The following is a 16,464-nucleotide window of genomic DNA, read 5'->3' as shown; positions in this document are numbered from 1 at the left end:
ATGCCTGGACCTCAACACAAATACTGCATCTACATTCCTCCAGAGAAACGGAAAGTATTGAAACATCTGAGAGTGAGCTACACAAAACCCTATGCGGAGGTTGTAAGGGCTCGTATCCTCCTCCTATCGCATGAGCACCCGGAATGGAGCATCCGGCAGATCGCTGATGAAGTCGGATGCAGGCCATCCACCGTTAAGAAGTTCCGCAACAGATGGGTCAATGAAGGTAGCCTCAAAAACCACCCCCGACCCGGAGCCCCAAGAAAGCATCCTTCTGCCGTGAGGGCTCAGATCACCTTGTTGGCCTGTTCGAAACCGTGTGATCATGGCAAGCCATGGCAACGCTGGTCTGGAGAGAAGCTTTGTCAAGTCGCCAAAGAAAAAGGAATCGTCAGCCACATTGCCCCGAGCACTATTCGTCTTTGGCTGAAACAGGACAAGATCAAACCCTGGCAATATCATCTATGGCAAAAATCTCCTGATCCAAAATTCGTTGAGAAAGCGTCTCCAGTCCTGGATCTCTATGAGAACGCTCCCCAGTTGTTCCAGCAGGGTGAAGCTTCCGTTTGTATCGATGAGAAGACCTCCATTCAAGCAAGAAGACCTCTTCACGAGACCAAACCCGCCATAGCCGAACACCCCGTTCACGTGGCATCCCGATACAAACGGATGGGAGCATTACAGCTGTTTTGTGCTCTTATCGTCGCCAATGGAATCACCTTCGCCCGTACCTTCGCTCGCAAGCGCTTCGCGGAGTTCAAAACCTTTCTTCTGAGTTTCTTTTCTTCAGCCATTGTCAAGGGATTCAAGGTTATTGATCTCATTCTGGACAATGGCTCTACGCATGCACCCAAACAACTGGGCAAATGGATTGCTTCTCTCAACCTTTCTTTTAATGTTCGTATCTACTGGCTTCCCACATATGCCAGTTGGCTCGATCAGGTTGAGATCATCTTCAGTAAGGTTACAAGGGATGTACTCACTCCCAACGACTTCAACGACAAAAAGGAGCTTTCACAAATGCTTATGGGTTACTTTGATGAGCTCAACAGACATCCAAAACCCATAAAGTGGACCTATACGAAAACAAAGCTCGTGGCCAAGTTCGCTCCAAAATCCGTGCAAATGGCCGCGTAATTAGTGCGTTGGGGTACTTAGCTACTAATCTTTTATTAAATCTTCTTCCGTACTTTCGCCGCATGCAATCGTATAAGCATAAGAAACGGTTTTTCGGAACGCTCTGTGTTGTCGTCTCCGCTGCTTTGATTGTCCATCTCATCTGGCGCATCGACATGAAAAGAGCCACCGTCATCTTGAACCAAGCCTCCTATGGTTGGCTCGTAGCTGCGCTTCTCGTAACCTGTTGTAATCCACTGTTCACCGTATGGCGGTGGATGGGAGTGCTGCGAGCACAGAAGGGGATCCAGCTCGGTTTTTCCACTGCATTAAGGGCCAATCTCATGGCCAATGTCCTCAATAGCCTTCTGCCCTCCAAGGCCGGTGATGCAGCCAAAGCCATCTATTTACGCAAGCACGGGGGGCTTGTGCGGGGAATGGGTACGGTTATTCTTGAACGATCTGTAGATTTCATGGTCTTGGGGATTCTCGGAATCACTGGCTATCTGACGAGCGGCGTCACATATGGGTTGATCACTGGATTGGTCCTCCTCGGCGGCATCTCATGCATTTTTCTCACTGTGTTCCTGGTGCCCCTCCATAGGCTTCCCCTTCCCGCTGGCATCCTCGAAAAGGTAGAAACTATCCCGCAAGTCTATAAATCCTGGATCAAGTCGCCCGGCGCCATACTTCAGACAGTCCTCGCCTCTTTGTGCTGCTGGTCCATGGGTGGACTCATTGTATGCTGCCTCGTTTCAGCCTTGAACACCGGGGTGACCTGGGGCTATGTTTATGGAATTTTTCCGACAGCTATCCTGGCTGGTCTGGTACCCCTCACCGTTGGAGGTGTCGGCACACGGGATTCGGCATTTGTCTTCTTTCTTGTGGGCCGCATGCCACTTGAAGAAGCAACTTTAGTGGGTCTCGGTTACACCCTCTTTGCTTATTGGCTCCTCTCACTCATTAGTTTGCCTGCAGTATTTTGGGAACTCGTCTCATACTTCAGACGCAACGATGGATAATTCTGCTCATCTGCACAACAATCACGTTATTCGAACGCATGACAATTCTTCAACGATATTTCTCAAAACTGAACAATTTAATATTATTGATTGTTGTGTTGGCATTTTTATTCCGCATTTGGGGTATATGGAATGTCGATACAACCGATGAATACAATGAAGTCTTAGAAGCGCTCCGAGTATGTTCGGGGCATCTGAACTACGAAAGGTGGATCAAACGTTTCTATTGTTATATACTCGCCTTTGAATATGGCATTTTTTATTTAGTCGGTTGGTTGGCCGGCACCTTCTCAAGTCCTCTAGAGTTTGCGACCAAGATCGTTCGGGATATGCAACCTCTTTTCCTTCTTGGGCGACTCACCAGTGTGCTCGCGGGCACTCTATCGATCGTCACGCTTTTCCGGATCGGGGAAAAGTTCTTCGACAGAACGACAGCACTGACAGCATCTATCCTCCTTACTTTTACAGTTTTTCATATTGACCTCTCTCAGCAGGCGAAGGTCGATGCATTGCTTGGTTTACTCGTTACCATTTCACTTTTTTTCATCATCAAATTGTCCGCTGCGGAGGCGATACATTCAAGAGACCTTGCATATTGTGCTTTCTTTACGGCTCTTGCAATCCAAACCAAGCCCAACTCGATAGCTCTCGTTGCACCTCTCTGCCTTTTATTCGTCACTAAGTTTCAGATTCTTAGAAAAAACTTAGCTAGTTACACGCTAATATTCACTCTTTTTTTTGTAGCAGGCTTAATAATTGGAAATCCTCCCATTTTGTTTGCACCCCACAAATTTGCGAGCGCGTTATTTAATCTAAGCTCAGTATACACAACAGCCGTAAATCTTAAACATTGCGCCAAATCTTCCCGTCTGCCCACAAAGCCGCAGTGGGTAAGCTTTTGGAGGCGAGCGAGAGTGTAAGAACCATAGATTGTTAGTTTTTTTGCAGAACTGTTTGTAGAGCGGATTCCTCCGCCATATTTTAAAGGTATGCCCATCTTTATTACAGCGGAGGAAAGGAAATGCGGTTCTACATTTTTAGAAACTGGTTGCTCAAAAAACTCAACGTGAGCAAACGCCTGCAGAGGATCTGCCTGTGGTACATCATCTCCCTTATGATAACCACTCGAAAGCACTCTCTGGAGCATGCCTCTGCAATTTCTGGAAAGAACAGTTCTCAGTTCAGTCGGTTGCTCAAGGAGCATCCGGATACGACCATCTACACACTCAAGGATCTTTCCAGGCGGCAAGGAAAGAAATACTCCAAGGCTATGAAGACATTGGGAAAACTCCCATGGAAGGTGGCCATGCTGGTTGATCTGACCGGCCAGGGCAGATCCAGCCTGCACTCTGAAAATGTCCAGAGGCACAATCACGGCAAGGGATACTTTGTTGGCCATCAATGGACCAACATCGTGCTGCTGATAAATGACATGATCATTCCTCTGCTTCCGATTGCCTTCCTGAGCAGGAATTACTGCAGACAGAAGAATCTGGAGTACAAGAGCGAGCACAAAAGGGTCATAGACTACCTCCAGTCGCTGGATCTTTCGGAATACATCGAAAACTACAAACCCGAGGAAGTGGTTGTGCTTGCTGACTCCGGCTACGATGATAAGCGAATTCAAAAAGTCATCCTCTCCAGAGGATGGGATTTCATCATGGCTGTAAAGAAAAGAAGATCCGTTAAATCCAATGCTCAGTACCTCAAGACCAGTTCCAAAGAGGGCTGGGGCCAAATCCAGGATTTTTTCAGGGCTCAGCGCAGGCTTGGATGGGAAACTGTTCGTCTCACTGCGAACGGACCAGGAAAAAGGCGGAAGGAGTTCCGCATCAGACATACCATCGTTTGGCTCAAAAATGTTGCACCGGTTCAACTGGTATGCTCGGAAAGAAAGCGTGCTCCCAGAGGAGAGCGCAAATACTTTGCCTGCTCGCACCTTACACTCCAGCCCAGACAGATCCTGATTGGGTACTCTCTGAGGTGGGCGGTGGAACTTTTTCACAAATCCGTAAAGATGCATCTGGGGTTTGAGGATATCGCCGCCACATCCTTTGATTCCGTGATCTCTCATGTACATTGGGTCTACTGTGCCTACATCCTGCTCCATGCACAGCTTCCCGGTGTGCCATCCTCGGCAAGAACCCTGCACGAAAGGCAGAGCTATGTTATGAGAGTTGTTGAGCATAAGGAAAAAGCCAATCTTCTTCAGCGGTTGACTCAGATCAACGGGGTAGAGAAACAGAAAAACCAGTTAAAAGAGGCTCTTGCAGCATGAGTGTCTGATAACTTATTAATTTATAAGGACATATGGCTTATATACCCAATTATAAGCAAGGTTTAAGTAAATGAAGTCCCAAACGACTTGATTGGCTTTATTGCTTATCCATTATATTACTACCGTTCTATGGGAGTTTTGATTTCATTATTAACGGCAGCTGGCCTAGTTGGCGCGATATGCAAACCATCCCAAAGCTCCAACTTACTTATTTTATTTATTGTCTTTTTTTATTTAATAATGGGATCGACAAGAAATCTCGTCGCACCATATTATCTTATACCAGCTTTACCAGCATTATATTTGATTATCGGTAGATTTGTGACGAACACTCTTGAAGTTATTGAATTGAAATACAAACACATTAATCCAATTTGCTATAATATCACCCTTATTCTATTCCTATCATTGAGCTTATTTACCCCTCTACATAATTTGATTAATCATGAATTATCGCTTATGGGCAAGAATACCAGATATATTGCAAAAGATTGGATCGAGCACAACATTCCTTCAGGTGTGAAGATTCTTATGGATTCAGGAAAATCTATCAACTCTTTTGCACCCCCAATTGCCGAGAATGAGATTTCATTGAAGAGAACGATTGTTAATGTCCAAGAGAATCTAAAAAATGGAATAATTCAACATGGTATGGTCGATTCGAACGCATTGATTTATTATGAACTTCTCCTAAAGACCGTTCCAGCAATTTCTTACGACATTACGTCCACCATGTTTGGACTTGAAGTCGAATCGATAGATTATTATGTAGACAACAATTTTGGCTATTTTATTATTTCCGACATGATTAAAAAGAGTAGAACATCACCTTTTTTTCATGAAGCAAATCCAAAAATTGCTAATTTTTATCAACAGATGAATCACGACCCCCGTTTAGAATTAATACACACGGTTAGAAACTCGCGGGTGAATAGGGGTGATGTCTTTTACATCTATAAAATCAACTCATCCTCCAGCTCTCTGGGGAAGGCAGTGGAGCAAGACCTCAAGCAGTTTCCGGGGGCACATTCTAATATAAACGATGGCATGGCGGCCTCTTGGCAACCTCAGGCCTCCTTGTCGGTGCCGGCCTGCCAATAAAGAAAGAGCACAAAGACTTATGAGAGAAAACGTATTTTTTGTTGCAGAGTGCCAATGTCTTTGATCCGGCAGATAATCTCCGGTGCAGCGTGGAATATCGGCGCCCAAGTGAGCAGTCAAGTCATTTCTCTGGTCAGCATGATGTTTTTAGTCCGCTGGCTCAGCCCTGACGACTTCGGCCTCATCGCCATGTGTGTTGTGCTAAAAGGCTTGGCCTTTGTCTTTGCGAATTTAGGCTTATCTGCGGCAATCATACAAAAAAAGGAGATCGATGCGCTTTACCTGTCCACGGCTTTTTGGGCATCTCTGGGAGCGGGCATTGCGGTTACTGTTACAGTCGCGGCTTTAGGCCCGGCTATGGCTTGGTTTTTTCAAAGATCTGAACTATCCGGGATTGTTGCAGTTTCGTCCCTTACTTTTGCTTTTGGCGGCTTGACCACTACCCATCACGCTTTGCTCGAACGGCGCATGGCCTTTCGGTCCCTGTCGTTCATCGACCTCTTTGTGCAATTGGGAGCATCGTTGGTAGGAATTGCGGCAGCAGCCCAGGGGTACGGTTACTGGAGCCTGGTAGGGCGGGAAATAAGTGCGAGTCTTTTGAGCCTCCCGTTCCTCTGGGGTGTCGCTCGCTGGGTACCACGATTCCGCTTCTGTCGTCGGCGGTTCAAAGACCTCTTCAGCTTTTCCATGTACGTTCTGGGGTCCAATCTGGTGAATTTTTTTAACCGCAATGGCGACAACCTGATCATTGGAAAATTTTTGGGGGCATCGGCACTCGGTATCTACGATTTCGCCTACAACCTGATGTTAAAGCCCCTCCAGTACATTTCTTTCACGGTGGGTCGCTCTCTCTTCCCGGCCCTCTCGCAAATTCAAACCGATAAGGCTCAAGTACGCGATATCTATTTAAAATCCATAAAGGTTATTTCCTTGATCACCTTCCCTATGATGGGAGGGATGTGGACCATCTCACCCAATGTTATTCCCTTGGTTTTCGGGGAAAAATGGTTGTCAGCAGTGCCTGTTTTTCAAATCCTTTGCTTAGTTGGCGCACTTCAATCGGTGGGTACCACAGTTGGAACCGTGTTGCTGTCGCAGGACCGCTCGGATCTTGCATTCAAAATGACGATTTTTGTGTCACCTTTTGTCTGGTTCGCGTTCCTGGCAGGCCTCCCATGGGGAATAGTCGGGGTGGCTAAGGCCTATGCCATTGTTTCTCTTTGTTGGTGGCTGGTCAGCCATTCTCTCACAAATCGTATTATCGATCTTTCCATGAAGTCATTTCTTCTCCAACTGGCAAGTCCTGCTTGTGCTTCCGCCATTATGATGGTGGTGGTGAAATATGCTAGCATATATATTGACGGGCAGATGGGCCTCAACGAATTACCGCTTCTGTTGGGTGCAAAGATAAGTCTCGGAGCTTTTGTGTACTGCTCAGTGGCTTCAATAATGCATCGTCGCCAGCTTTCAATTGCTTTTCATGGTCTCTCTGCCAAATTGGCTCTTGCTAGAAAGTAAAGAAATGGCTTTTATAATACAAAAATACACTGAAGGTTACGGTACAGCAGGCGTCAAGGAGCTTGCCATCGCATGTTTTTCCTACTTTTACTCACTTCTTCGCTACAGGGGCAGTACACAAGAACTGGAATTAAGCAAGTATTTTCATTCCATCAGACGATATTATTCAAGTAGTCAAATGGTTTTCCTGTTTTTCCGAGGGCGGAGTGGTCTTTTTGCTGTTCTTCGCGCTCTTGGCATTACTAATGGTGACGAGGTTATCGTTCCTGGCTTCACATGTATTCCAGTTCCCAATGCAGTTGTTTTCACCGGAGGGAAGCCTGTATTCGCAGACATTGAACAGAATAGCGTGAATGTTTCTTTGGCAACGATTGAACCATGCATATCTAAAAATACAAAAGCAATTATAGTACAGCACACATTTGGCGCCCCAGTTGCAGATATTGATCAAATCCTGGCACTCTGTCGAGAGCAGGGAATTGCGCTCATAGAAGACTGCTGCCATGCTCTTGGAATCTCATACAATGGAAAGCTTCTGGGCACATATGGGGATGCAGCATTTTTTAGCACTGAAAGATCGAAGATGATCTCGAGCATTTATGGAGGTATTACCCTCGCAAACACCCCTCACCTTTCTCAGCGTATAGCAGAAATTGTCTCCAGAGAATTTTTTCCTCCAGATAAGAATCACATTCAATCTTTGCTCACCGAGTTTATTGCAAATAACCTTGCAATATGGCCAAGTTTAGGCATCCGATTCCCCATCCTGGGGTATTACGCCAGCCGTGCTATGAGATGGAAGCCACTCAATGACCAAGCAGCCCTGAGATCAATTAAAGCGGATGGATATGATAGGCTCCTTTCAGCTTCGCAAGCGGCTATTAGCCTTTCTCAATTTCGAAGGCTCTCTTCAATACTTAATCACCGAAGAATACTTTCATCTTATTACGATAGGGAAATGAAGCGTCGTGGCTATGCTACTTTAAAAGGATTAAATAATAAACCATTACTCCGTTATCCTTTCATTTTCCACAAGAGAGATGAACTAATCCAGGCTTGTGCAAGTGAGGGGATCACTCTTGGACGTTGGTTTGAATCATGCATACATCCAGCAGCATGTAATATTGAAAAATTAGGTTATAGAAAGGGACAATGTCCAAATGCAGAATGGCTATCAGCACACATTGTAAACTTACCAACCCACCCCGGTATATCTCTGAGACGAGCACGCTATATAATTGATCGAGTGGCTAAAAGGATAACAGGATACATGTAATGATTTCTGAGATCGCACGAGATTTACTTCTTACGATCGTAACGCACATGATGGGCCCTTTTGGCAATCGTTTGCGTTATCTTTATTATCGGAAGCGTTTGGCATTTATTCACCCAACAACAATTTTAGATGTGGGAGTACAAATTATAAACCCACAATCCATTTCCATTGGGGAAAATACACACATCGATAGATACTGCATTTTGATCGGAGGGTCCCCAAAAAATAACGACAATCGTGAATTGAAAGATATTGAGAATCCAAATTTTCAAGAGCCCCTAGGAAAACTTATAATAGGTCGGTGCTGTCACATTGCTCCACAGTGTATTCTATCGGGAATTGGAGGCTTAGTCGTTGGAGATCAAGTTACAATTTCTGCGGCTTCAAAGGTTTATTCTCTATCTCACCACTATAGAAGTTTTTCCAACCCAAAGAATAGAGATTTTTGTTTTGGCTCAGGTGCTCCGCTAAATTTGCAGTGCCTTGTCCGAGGCCCGATAGTAATAGAAAACAATGTAGGTATTGGAGCGAACTCTATCATACTTCCCGGAGTCACTATTGAAGAACAAAGCTTTGTGAGTATAGGGTCAGTTGTCAGGCATCGTGTCTTACAAAATCAAATTGTAGCAGGAAATCCTGCAGTATTTGTGAAGAACCGTTTCAAGGAATCTTGCACCAAATGATAAAAACAGCATCATTTCATGAGAGCACAGTACTCGTAACCGGTGCCGGAGGATTCATTGGCAGTCACTTGGTGGAACGACTGGTGGAAGAAGGGGCAAAGGTGCGTGCACTCGTACACTACAATGCCCGCAACCACTGGGGAAATCTGGAATGGCTCCCAGCGGAGGTTCTCGCCAAAGTGGAAATCATGGCCGGGGATGTGACCGACCCCTTCTCCATGGAGCGCGCCGTGGAAGGATGCGAAACGGTCTTTCACCTGGCTGCGCTGATCGCCATCCCCTATTCCTATGCGGCTCCTCAGAGTTATGTCGCGACCAATGTGCTTGGAACTCTGAATGTGCTCGAGGCCTGCCGCAAGCATAGGGTGAAGAAGGTGGTGCATACGTCCACCAGCGAGTGCTACGGCACCGCACGCTACGCCCCCATCGACGAAATCCACCCTTTACAGGGCCAGTCACCCTATTCGGCCTCCAAGATCGGAGCGGACATGCTCGCCGAAAGCTATTTCCGTTCCTTCGATCTTCCGGTGGCCATTATCCGCCCCTTCAACACGTTCGGTCCGCGCCAGTCGGCACGGGCAGTCATCCCCACTATCATTTCGCAGGTTGCCGCAGGTAGCAATCTGCGTCTTGGCAGCCTTCATCCAACCAGAGATCTCAATTACGTGAGTGACACCGTGGAAGGTTTCATCGAAGTTGCCATCTCCGATGAAACTGTCGGCCAGGTCACCAACATAGGAAGCGGTCGTGAAATCTCCATTGGAGAGCTGGCGCAAACCATCATGAAACTCATGGATAAAACGGTTCCTATCGAAACCGATCTACAGCGCATTCGCCCGGAAGCCAGCGAGGTGGAGCGGTTGTTGTGTGATAATCGTAAGGCCCTTCGACTGACAAATTGGCGCCCAAAGACCACGATCGAGGAGGGCCTTACTAAGACCATCCGCTGGGTGCTTGCCCATCCTGGCGCTTACAAACCGGATCTTTACGCAACATAAAATAATAACTCTTGCCGTACATTTTAGACGAATGAATTCACCCATAAATGTTCGCCCCTTCAAGCGCTAAAGGTCACACCATGCACGCTGTCATTCTGGCCGGAGGCAAAGGCACCCGGCTGAAACCCTACACCACCATTCTTCCCAAGCCCCTGATGCCCATCGGTGATCTGCCCATCCTGGAAGTCGTCTTGCGCCAGCTCAAGGCCAGAGGATTCGAAAAGGTTACTGTGGCAATCGGTTACCTGGCGGAACTCCTGCAGGCTTTCTTCCAGGACGGTGCCCGCCTGGGCCTCCAGATCCGCTACTCCCTGGAAGACACTCCCCTGGGCACGGCCGCACCTCTAAAGCTTATCGGGGACCTTCCCGACCATTTCTTGATGATGAACGGCGACATCCTGACCACCTTGAATTTTCGGGATTTCATGGATTTTCACCTCAACCGTAACACCATCATGACCATCGCCAGTTACCGGCGTACGGTAAAGATCGATTTTGGGGTCATCGAGGCGGACTCCAACGGCTGCGTGGAGAAATATATTGAAAAACCTCCTCTCGACTATCGGGTCAGCATGGGGATTTATGCTTTGCGGGCCGATGCCCTTGCTTACATCCCGGAGAACCGCTATTTCGACCTGCCGGACCTGGTCAAGGCCCTGCTCGCCGCCGGGCAAAAAATCAGCCTCTATCCTTTCGATGGTTACTGGCTGGATATTGGCCGCCCTGACGACTATGCTCTGGCGGTCGAGGAATTCGAAACCAGACGCAGTCTCTTCCTACCTGGAGGACAAAGCTCTTGAACTGGACGCTGCCCCTTTTTGAATGTGATTTCGGTGAAGCGGAAGTGAAGGCCGTGGAACAAGTGATTCGCTCGGGCTGGCTCACCATGGGAACACTCGTGCGCAAATTTGAGGAAGCCTTCGCCGCCCGCGTCGGGTGTCGACATGCCATCGCCGTCAGCAGTTGCACGGCAGCTCTCCATCTGGCACAACTGGCATTGGAAATGGGACCGGAAGATGAAGTGATCTGCCCGGCCCTGACCTTTGTGGCCACGGCCAACGCCATCCGCTATGTGGGAGCCCGGCCGGTTTTCGCAGATGTGAAAAGCCGGGATGAGTGGGTTATCGGAGTGGAGCAGATCCAGACTGTCGAATCGCCGCGCACCAAAGGGGTGTGTGCGGTCCATTACGCAGGATACCCGTGCGCAATGGATGAGATCAGCGCCTATGCCAGAGCGCGGGGACTCAAGGTGATCGAGGACTGCGCCCACGCGCCCCTCACATTATACAAGGGGAAAGCTTTGGGCACTTGGGGAGACATCGGCTGTTTCTCCTTTTTTTCCAACAAGAACTTGAGCACCGGTGAAGGCGGCATGCTCGTCACTGACGACGACGAGATTGCATCCCGTCTCCGCCTGTTGCGCTCCCACGGCATGACGACCCTCACCCTGGATCGCCATCAAGGGCATGCTTTCAGCTACGATGTGGTCGCAGTCGGCTTCAATTACCGACCCACTGAGATCACTGCCGCCTTGGGGCTGGTGCAATTAGAAAAGCTGGAAGGAAAAAACGAGCAACGTCGGACTCTCGTGACGGCGTATCGGAACCAGCTGGCCAAGGAGACGCCTGCCCTGTCGGTGCCATTCGGCTCCTATCCTTTGGAATTCAGCGCATGCCATATCATGCCCGTTTTACTGCCACCTCAAACCGAACGCCGACATGTGATGGAAGGACTGCGTCAGGAGGGTATTCAAAGCAGCATCCATTATCCCCCCATTCACACCTTTCAGGCCTATGCCGGACTGTGTCCCAGCAGATCACTGCCACACACGGAACTCATCGGAGCCCACTGTCTGACACTCCCCCTGTATCCACAGATGATCATCGAGGACGTCGACCGCTGCGTCAAAACCCTCGCGCAGCTTATCGAGGCCTGATCCGTGAACATCGTTTATCTCGGTTGGGGCCATCATATCCATCTCAGGAGGTGGGCTGAATATTTTGCCAAAAGGGGAGAGCGTGTTACTGTGCTCTCATTGACCCCACCGGGGAGCGAGTTGCCGAAAGTACGAATGATCCCCCTGGTTTGTGCTCGACGCCGTGAGGCTTTGCTCAAAGCCGAAATCAGACTTTGGCTGCGATTGCTCCGCGCCGACATCTTCCATGTTCACTGGGCCGGATTTGCTCCGCTGGCGGCGGGGATTGGGCACTGTCCCACAGGCATTACCGCCTGGGGATCTGATATATACAAATATCCAAGCTATTCTGAACAAGTACAGCAATCCATCCGGAACGCCTTGAAATTCGCCAGGTTCGTTACCTGCGATTCGTACGATCTTAAGTCTAGAATCGCTGAAATCTCCGGCCGACAGGACCACGTGCATGTAGTGCAGTGGGGAGTGGACACGGACTTGTTTCGTCCCGGCCTGGACACTACCGCCTGGCGTGAGCGAATCGGCATCCACGGCGCGACGAGAGTCGTCTATTCCCCACGGAGTGTAAATGAAATTTATAATATCGACAAAGTGTTGGAAGCTTTTGCTCGGCTCACATATTTTAGGCCTGACACGGTGCTGATTCAGAAGTATTACAATGCAGATCCTGCCCGCTTGCAAAAACTCCAGGAATTGGCAGCAAGACTGGAGATCGTTGATCGGGTAAAATGGGTCGGTGAGGTGGCCTATGAAGACTTGCCGGCTCTTTACAATCTGGCGGATATCATGGTGACAGTGCCTCACAGCGATGGAACCCCCATGGCGCTACTGGAAGGGATGGCGTGCGGTGTTCCTCCAGTAGTTTCTTCGGTCCCGTCTGTGTTGGAATGGATTGAAGCCGGCCGGAATGGACTGGTTGTCCCGGCTGGAGACTCAGACGGGTTGTTTCAGGCGATGAAGAGACTGTTCAACGAGGAGTCCCTCGGCAGGGAGATGGTTGTTCATAATCTGCGAGTTGTAGAACAGAGAGCCTCGCAGAATGTCTCCATGCAAAAAGCCCATTTAATTTACCGAAGAACCTGCAGTCCCTGAATTTCCCTGTACGCCCCAAACCAACTCGATTCCCGTGCGGGGATGCCTTTGAAGATTTCGGCCTTGCCCTCCCAAATGTCACAGGGGGTTCAACGAGTGGGCAAACATTTGCAGGTAAAACAAAACGAATATGAAACGAATCCTCATCATCGCCTTTCATTTCCCCCCTGACGCCGCAGTGGGAGGGGTGCGGCCGGCGAAGTTTGCCAAATACCTGCCGGAATTTGGTTGGGAACCTTATGTTCTCACCGTGGACCAAAGCGCCTACGAGCGAATCGATACAAGCAGGATGGATTCATCACTGTCAGGCATGATCATCAGGAGGGTTCAGTTGGTCCCCAGCCCTCTGGAATTACTCGAGCGAATTCGCTACGCTGGAAAAAGTCTGACATTGTTTGCCTCTAACCCTTTATTAGAACGGGTTGAGCCAATTATGACCAACCCTCAATTAGATTTGACTACCGGACACTTTTTCAGGCGATCCGAAGGAGGGCTTGCCTGACAGGATAAGCTTTGATTTTGAAGGAGAATTTCAGAATCAAAGAGGAAGCCTCCCCATGAGTGATACCCAGAAACGCCACCGTGCAGTGAGAAATGCTTTGAAAAGAATGTACCCGGGAGACCCCAAGGGTAATCTGGCCCGACACCTGAACACCTTGGCCTCCATGATCGGTGGGATCGTTGGCAGCCAAAGTACGAATCTTCCCGACGTGGCCAGGAAAGCGACGGTCGAGCCATACGCCAACAAGAAGCGCGCCAACCGGGAGAGCCGTGTCAAACGGTTTTCCCGCTGGATAGACAATGAGCGCATCAGCCAGGAAATCTACTTCATGCCCTTTGCTCAGATCCTGATTGCAGCTTTGGCGAGCATGTCTCTCGTTCTGGCCATCGACGGGAGTGCTGTCGGCATGGGATGCACAGCCCTGGTCATCGGCATTGTCTACAAAAAGAGACTGTTTCCCCTGGCGTGGATCGTCAGAGAAGGTAAGAAGGGGCATTTCCCTGAAGAAATCCATCTTGAACTTCTCGATCGTGTTCACTCCCTCCTTCCCGCCGAGGCTCAAATCATCCTGGTAGGGGACGGGGAATTTGATGGTGTTGACTACCAAAAGACTGTCAACCAATGGGGCTGGCAGTATGTATCACGTACAGCTTCAACCATCATGCTCAGCACGGAGGATCACGAGTTCTCCTTTGAGGACATGGCCTGCAACCTCCAGGCGGGAGAAACGCTCGTTGCTCCCCAAGTCTCTTTTTCCAGGGAAGAATATGGCCCTGTTACGGCCATCGCCTGGTGGGGAAATGGCTACAAGGAGCCCATCTTTCTCGTCACCAACATGGAATCCGTCGAAGACGCCTGTAGCGTTTACAAAAAGCGATTTAAAATCGAAACGTTCTTTTCCGATCAGAAAAGCCGTGGTTTCTACCTGCACAAGAGCCATTTATCCGATCCAGCCCGCTTGGGCCGTCTGATGATCGCAGCGTGCCTGGCCTACTACTGGATCATCTGTTTGGGAGTCGAGGCCGTGCGCCAAGGCTGGCACACGATCTTTCACCGAAAGCATCGGTGTGATCTGAGTCTCTTTCAGATTGGACTCAATGCACTTGAGTACCTGATCGAAAAAGGTAGGGCCATCCCTGTTGCCTTCAACTTGGGCTAAGCGGCCATCTCATGGCCGCTCCCCCTGAAAAGTGTAAGCGTCTTGGCAAGTACACCTTCCAAGCTGAAGGCTGCCATGGCAGGATGAGTCCTTGAAGATGACGGACGAGCGCGTACTGGAAGGCAGGGGTAACCTACTGGAGAGAGCGAGTCAACTGCTCCGGGGTGAGCATCTGAGGAAGCAAAGCCAGGTGATCTTCCTCACTGCGGGCAAAGGGAAGCCTCTCAAAGAGATAGCGCAGATACTGGTAAGGTTCCAGGCCGCAGGCTCTGGCTGTCTCAATCAGGCTGTAGAGGGTGGCGGCAGCCTTGGCTCCGTTGGGGTGCCCGTTGAACAGCCAGTTTTTTCGACCGACCACAAAGGGTCGGATGGCATTCTCCGCCATGTTGTTGTCTATGGGAATGCGGCCGTCCTCCAGATAGCGGATGAGTTTGTGCCAGTGGTTGAGGGCATAGCTCAGGGCTTTGCCCAGAAGCCCCTTGGGTGGGGTCTGCGGCAGGCGCCCCTTCATCCAGGCTTTAAACTCCTTGAGGATCGGCTCGGCTTCTTTTTTCCTGAGAGCACGGATTTCGTCAGGAGTAAGCTTGCGCTCCCGAGCCACCTTTTCAATGGCGTAGAGCTTTCGGATGTATTCGAGGGCGACCTCGGCACTCCCGGTCTTCTTCGCCCCCTTTCCCCGGGCATCGATGACTTTGACGAAGTTTCTTCTCACATGCGCCATGCACCCGATGAGCACAATCCTGGACCCCGGCCTGTCGAACTGATCATAGGCCGAGAAAGCATCGGTTTGCAGATACCCCTGGTACCCCTCGAGGATCTCCCTGGGAACATCCCCCGATCTTGTAGGGGCATAGTGGAAGAGGACAACAGGTTTTTGCGGGTCTCCTCCCCTGAAGACCCACATGTAGGAATCCGTGGTGTTGGCACGTCCCGGCTCAAAGAGGACCTGCACGGGAGTCTCGTCGCAATTGATGAGGGCCCCCGATTTGAGCTCCCTCTGAAGCATCTCCATGATCAAGCGGCACCGATCGCCTGCCATCACCATCCAGGAGGCCATAGTGGATCGGGGGATCTCGATTCCGTAACGCTCAAGGATCTTTGAGAGCCGGTAGAGCGGGGTGCCGTCGGCGTATTTTGCGGTAGCCACATAAGCAAGGGTCCCTGCCGTGGCAATCCCCTTGGGGATCATCTCTGGAGGAGGCTCGGCGATTCTGACCGCTCCCCCTTCGCTTTCCACTCCCTCGCAGCCTTTGCACGCGTACTTGGGGCGAATGGTGCGAATGACTTGAACCCTGGCGGGGATGATGTCGAGCTTCTCCGATACTTCCTCGCCGATCCGCGAAAGTGTCGCTCCACAGGCACAGATCTTCTCTTCCTCGACAATATCGTGGATCACTTCCACGCGAGGCAGATGTTCGGGAAGAGGCTTTCTCCTGGGTTTTTGCCGGGTGTGGGCGGGGACTTCGATCTCTTCGGTCACCGGCTTTTCTTCCGCACTCACTTCAGCTTCGTTGAAAAGATGGAGCTGGCGAGGGTCCTCCTCCACAGGGCGTTTTTCAGAACTGCGCCGGAAGAGCTCGTTTTGAAGGAGCCTCAACCGTTCCTCCAGGAATTCGATGCGGGATTCATACCGTTGCTTCTGGTCGAGAAACGCCGCTTCCTGATCTCGGATGATCGTTTTGAGCAGTTCAAAATTATTGGGTAAAAGGGCCTCATTTATAAAAAATATACTACCATAAAAAGGCCTTCTTTAACAGTTCCTTTTGTAATGATTCCGGAGAATAAA

Annotated in this window: 15 protein-coding genes; 14 read left to right on the top strand and 1 reads right to left on the bottom strand. The window is 49.6% G+C overall.

Annotated elements, in window-relative coordinates; translation table 11 throughout:
* From QMG16_RS16475 to QMG16_RS16410, 14 genes are all read left to right on the top strand, one after another.
* The gene (locus QMG16_RS16475) at window positions 1-1,137 is read left to right on the top strand and encodes an IS630 family transposase (protein WP_281792982.1); all 1,137 of its coding nucleotides are present in this window, start codon (window positions 1-3) and stop codon (window positions 1,135-1,137) included.
* Window positions 1,138-1,199: 62 nt separating this feature from the next.
* On the top strand, window positions 1,200-2,138 hold the full coding sequence (locus QMG16_RS16470; RefSeq protein WP_281796002.1) for a lysylphosphatidylglycerol synthase transmembrane domain-containing protein: 939 nt from the start codon (window positions 1,200-1,202) through the stop codon (window positions 2,136-2,138).
* Window positions 2,139-2,176: 38 nt separating this feature from the next.
* Window positions 2,177-3,058 carry a glycosyltransferase family 39 protein gene (locus QMG16_RS16465; RefSeq protein ID WP_281796000.1) on the top strand — a complete coding sequence of 294 codons (882 nt, stop codon included), beginning with the start codon at window positions 2,177-2,179 and terminating at the stop codon, window positions 3,056-3,058.
* A 101-nt stretch (window positions 3,059-3,159) separates the two neighbouring features.
* The gene (locus tag QMG16_RS16460; RefSeq protein ID WP_281793868.1) at window positions 3,160-4,416 is read left to right on the top strand and encodes a transposase; all 1,257 of its coding nucleotides are present in this window, start codon (window positions 3,160-3,162) and stop codon (window positions 4,414-4,416) included.
* Between the two features lie 87 nt (window positions 4,417-4,503).
* Window positions 4,504-5,517, top strand: coding sequence for a hypothetical protein (locus QMG16_RS16455; protein WP_281795998.1), 1,014 nt, complete (start codon window positions 4,504-4,506; stop codon window positions 5,515-5,517).
* Between the two features lie 54 nt (window positions 5,518-5,571).
* A complete protein-coding gene (locus QMG16_RS16450; protein ID WP_281795997.1) occupies window positions 5,572-7,035 on the top strand; it encodes an MOP flippase family protein in 1,464 nt (487 codons plus the stop codon).
* 4 nt (window positions 7,036-7,039) lie between these two features.
* Window positions 7,040-8,311 carry a DegT/DnrJ/EryC1/StrS family aminotransferase gene (locus tag QMG16_RS16445; RefSeq protein WP_281795995.1) on the top strand — a complete coding sequence of 424 codons (1,272 nt, stop codon included), beginning with the start codon at window positions 7,040-7,042 and terminating at the stop codon, window positions 8,309-8,311.
* Window positions 8,311-8,994, top strand: coding sequence for an acyltransferase (locus tag QMG16_RS16440; protein WP_281795994.1), 684 nt, complete (start codon window positions 8,311-8,313; stop codon window positions 8,992-8,994). The genes QMG16_RS16445 and QMG16_RS16440 overlap by 1 nt, the downstream gene beginning before the upstream one ends.
* Window positions 8,991-9,992, top strand: coding sequence for an NAD-dependent 4,6-dehydratase LegB (locus QMG16_RS16435; protein ID WP_281795991.1), 1,002 nt, complete (start codon window positions 8,991-8,993; stop codon window positions 9,990-9,992). Before QMG16_RS16440 ends, QMG16_RS16435 begins: the two co-directional genes overlap by 4 nt.
* A gap of 80 nt (window positions 9,993-10,072) precedes the next feature.
* Window positions 10,073-10,792 carry a sugar phosphate nucleotidyltransferase gene (locus QMG16_RS16430; protein WP_281795990.1) on the top strand — a complete coding sequence of 240 codons (720 nt, stop codon included), beginning with the start codon at window positions 10,073-10,075 and terminating at the stop codon, window positions 10,790-10,792.
* The gene (locus QMG16_RS16425; protein ID WP_281795989.1) at window positions 10,789-11,928 is read left to right on the top strand and encodes a DegT/DnrJ/EryC1/StrS family aminotransferase; all 1,140 of its coding nucleotides are present in this window, start codon (window positions 10,789-10,791) and stop codon (window positions 11,926-11,928) included. Before QMG16_RS16430 ends, QMG16_RS16425 begins: the two co-directional genes overlap by 4 nt.
* 3 nt (window positions 11,929-11,931) lie before the next feature.
* On the top strand, window positions 11,932-13,017 hold the full coding sequence (locus tag QMG16_RS16420) for a glycosyltransferase (RefSeq protein WP_281795988.1): 1,086 nt from the start codon (window positions 11,932-11,934) through the stop codon (window positions 13,015-13,017).
* A 130-nt stretch (window positions 13,018-13,147) separates the two neighbouring features.
* The gene (locus tag QMG16_RS16415) at window positions 13,148-13,519 is read left to right on the top strand and encodes a hypothetical protein (protein ID WP_281795985.1); all 372 of its coding nucleotides are present in this window, start codon (window positions 13,148-13,150) and stop codon (window positions 13,517-13,519) included.
* A 55-nt stretch (window positions 13,520-13,574) separates the two neighbouring features.
* Entirely contained in the window at window positions 13,575-14,678 is a 1,104-nt protein-coding gene (locus tag QMG16_RS16410) for an IS4 family transposase (protein ID WP_281795983.1), read from the top strand.
* Between the two features lie 133 nt (window positions 14,679-14,811).
* Here QMG16_RS16410 and tnpC read toward each other — a convergent pair whose 3' ends face one another.
* The gene (gene tnpC / locus QMG16_RS16405) at window positions 14,812-16,365 is read right to left on the bottom strand and encodes an IS66 family transposase (RefSeq protein WP_444979689.1); all 1,554 of its coding nucleotides are present in this window, start codon (window positions 16,363-16,365) and stop codon (window positions 14,812-14,814) included.
* Between the last annotated feature and the right edge of the window lie 99 nt (window positions 16,366-16,464).

The organism is Desulforhabdus amnigena (genome assembly GCF_027925305.1).
Taxonomy (GTDB): Bacteria; Desulfobacterota; Syntrophobacteria; order Syntrophobacterales; family Syntrophobacteraceae; genus Desulforhabdus; species Desulforhabdus amnigena.
The sequence above is the reverse complement of the archived record's forward strand: the minus strand, read 5'-3'. Positions and strand labels throughout refer to the sequence as shown.

Excerpts from the sequence above, each read along its gene's own strand:
- QMG16_RS16410 (WP_281795983.1), top strand. The coding sequence starts at position 13,575 with ATGAGTGATACCCAGAAACGCCACCGTGCAGTGAGAAATGCTTTGAAA.
- QMG16_RS16430 (WP_281795990.1), top strand. The coding sequence starts at position 10,073 with ATGCACGCTGTCATTCTGGCCGGAGGCAAAGGCACCCGGCTGAAACCC.
- QMG16_RS16460 (WP_281793868.1), top strand. The coding sequence starts at position 3,160 with ATGCGGTTCTACATTTTTAGAAACTGGTTGCTCAAAAAACTCAACGTG.
- QMG16_RS16435 (WP_281795991.1), top strand. The coding sequence starts at position 8,991 with ATGATAAAAACAGCATCATTTCATGAGAGCACAGTACTCGTAACCGGT.
- QMG16_RS16440 (WP_281795994.1), top strand. The coding sequence starts at position 8,311 with ATGATTTCTGAGATCGCACGAGATTTACTTCTTACGATCGTAACGCAC.
- QMG16_RS16450 (WP_281795997.1), top strand. The coding sequence starts at position 5,572 with ATGTCTTTGATCCGGCAGATAATCTCCGGTGCAGCGTGGAATATCGGC.
- QMG16_RS16470 (WP_281796002.1), top strand. The coding sequence starts at position 1,200 with ATGCAATCGTATAAGCATAAGAAACGGTTTTTCGGAACGCTCTGTGTT.
- QMG16_RS16445 (WP_281795995.1), top strand. The coding sequence starts at position 7,040 with ATGGCTTTTATAATACAAAAATACACTGAAGGTTACGGTACAGCAGGC.
- QMG16_RS16465 (WP_281796000.1), top strand. The coding sequence starts at position 2,177 with ATGACAATTCTTCAACGATATTTCTCAAAACTGAACAATTTAATATTA.
- QMG16_RS16475 (WP_281792982.1), top strand. The coding sequence starts at position 1 with ATGCCTGGACCTCAACACAAATACTGCATCTACATTCCTCCAGAGAAA.
- QMG16_RS16415 (WP_281795985.1), top strand. The coding sequence starts at position 13,148 with ATGAAACGAATCCTCATCATCGCCTTTCATTTCCCCCCTGACGCCGCA.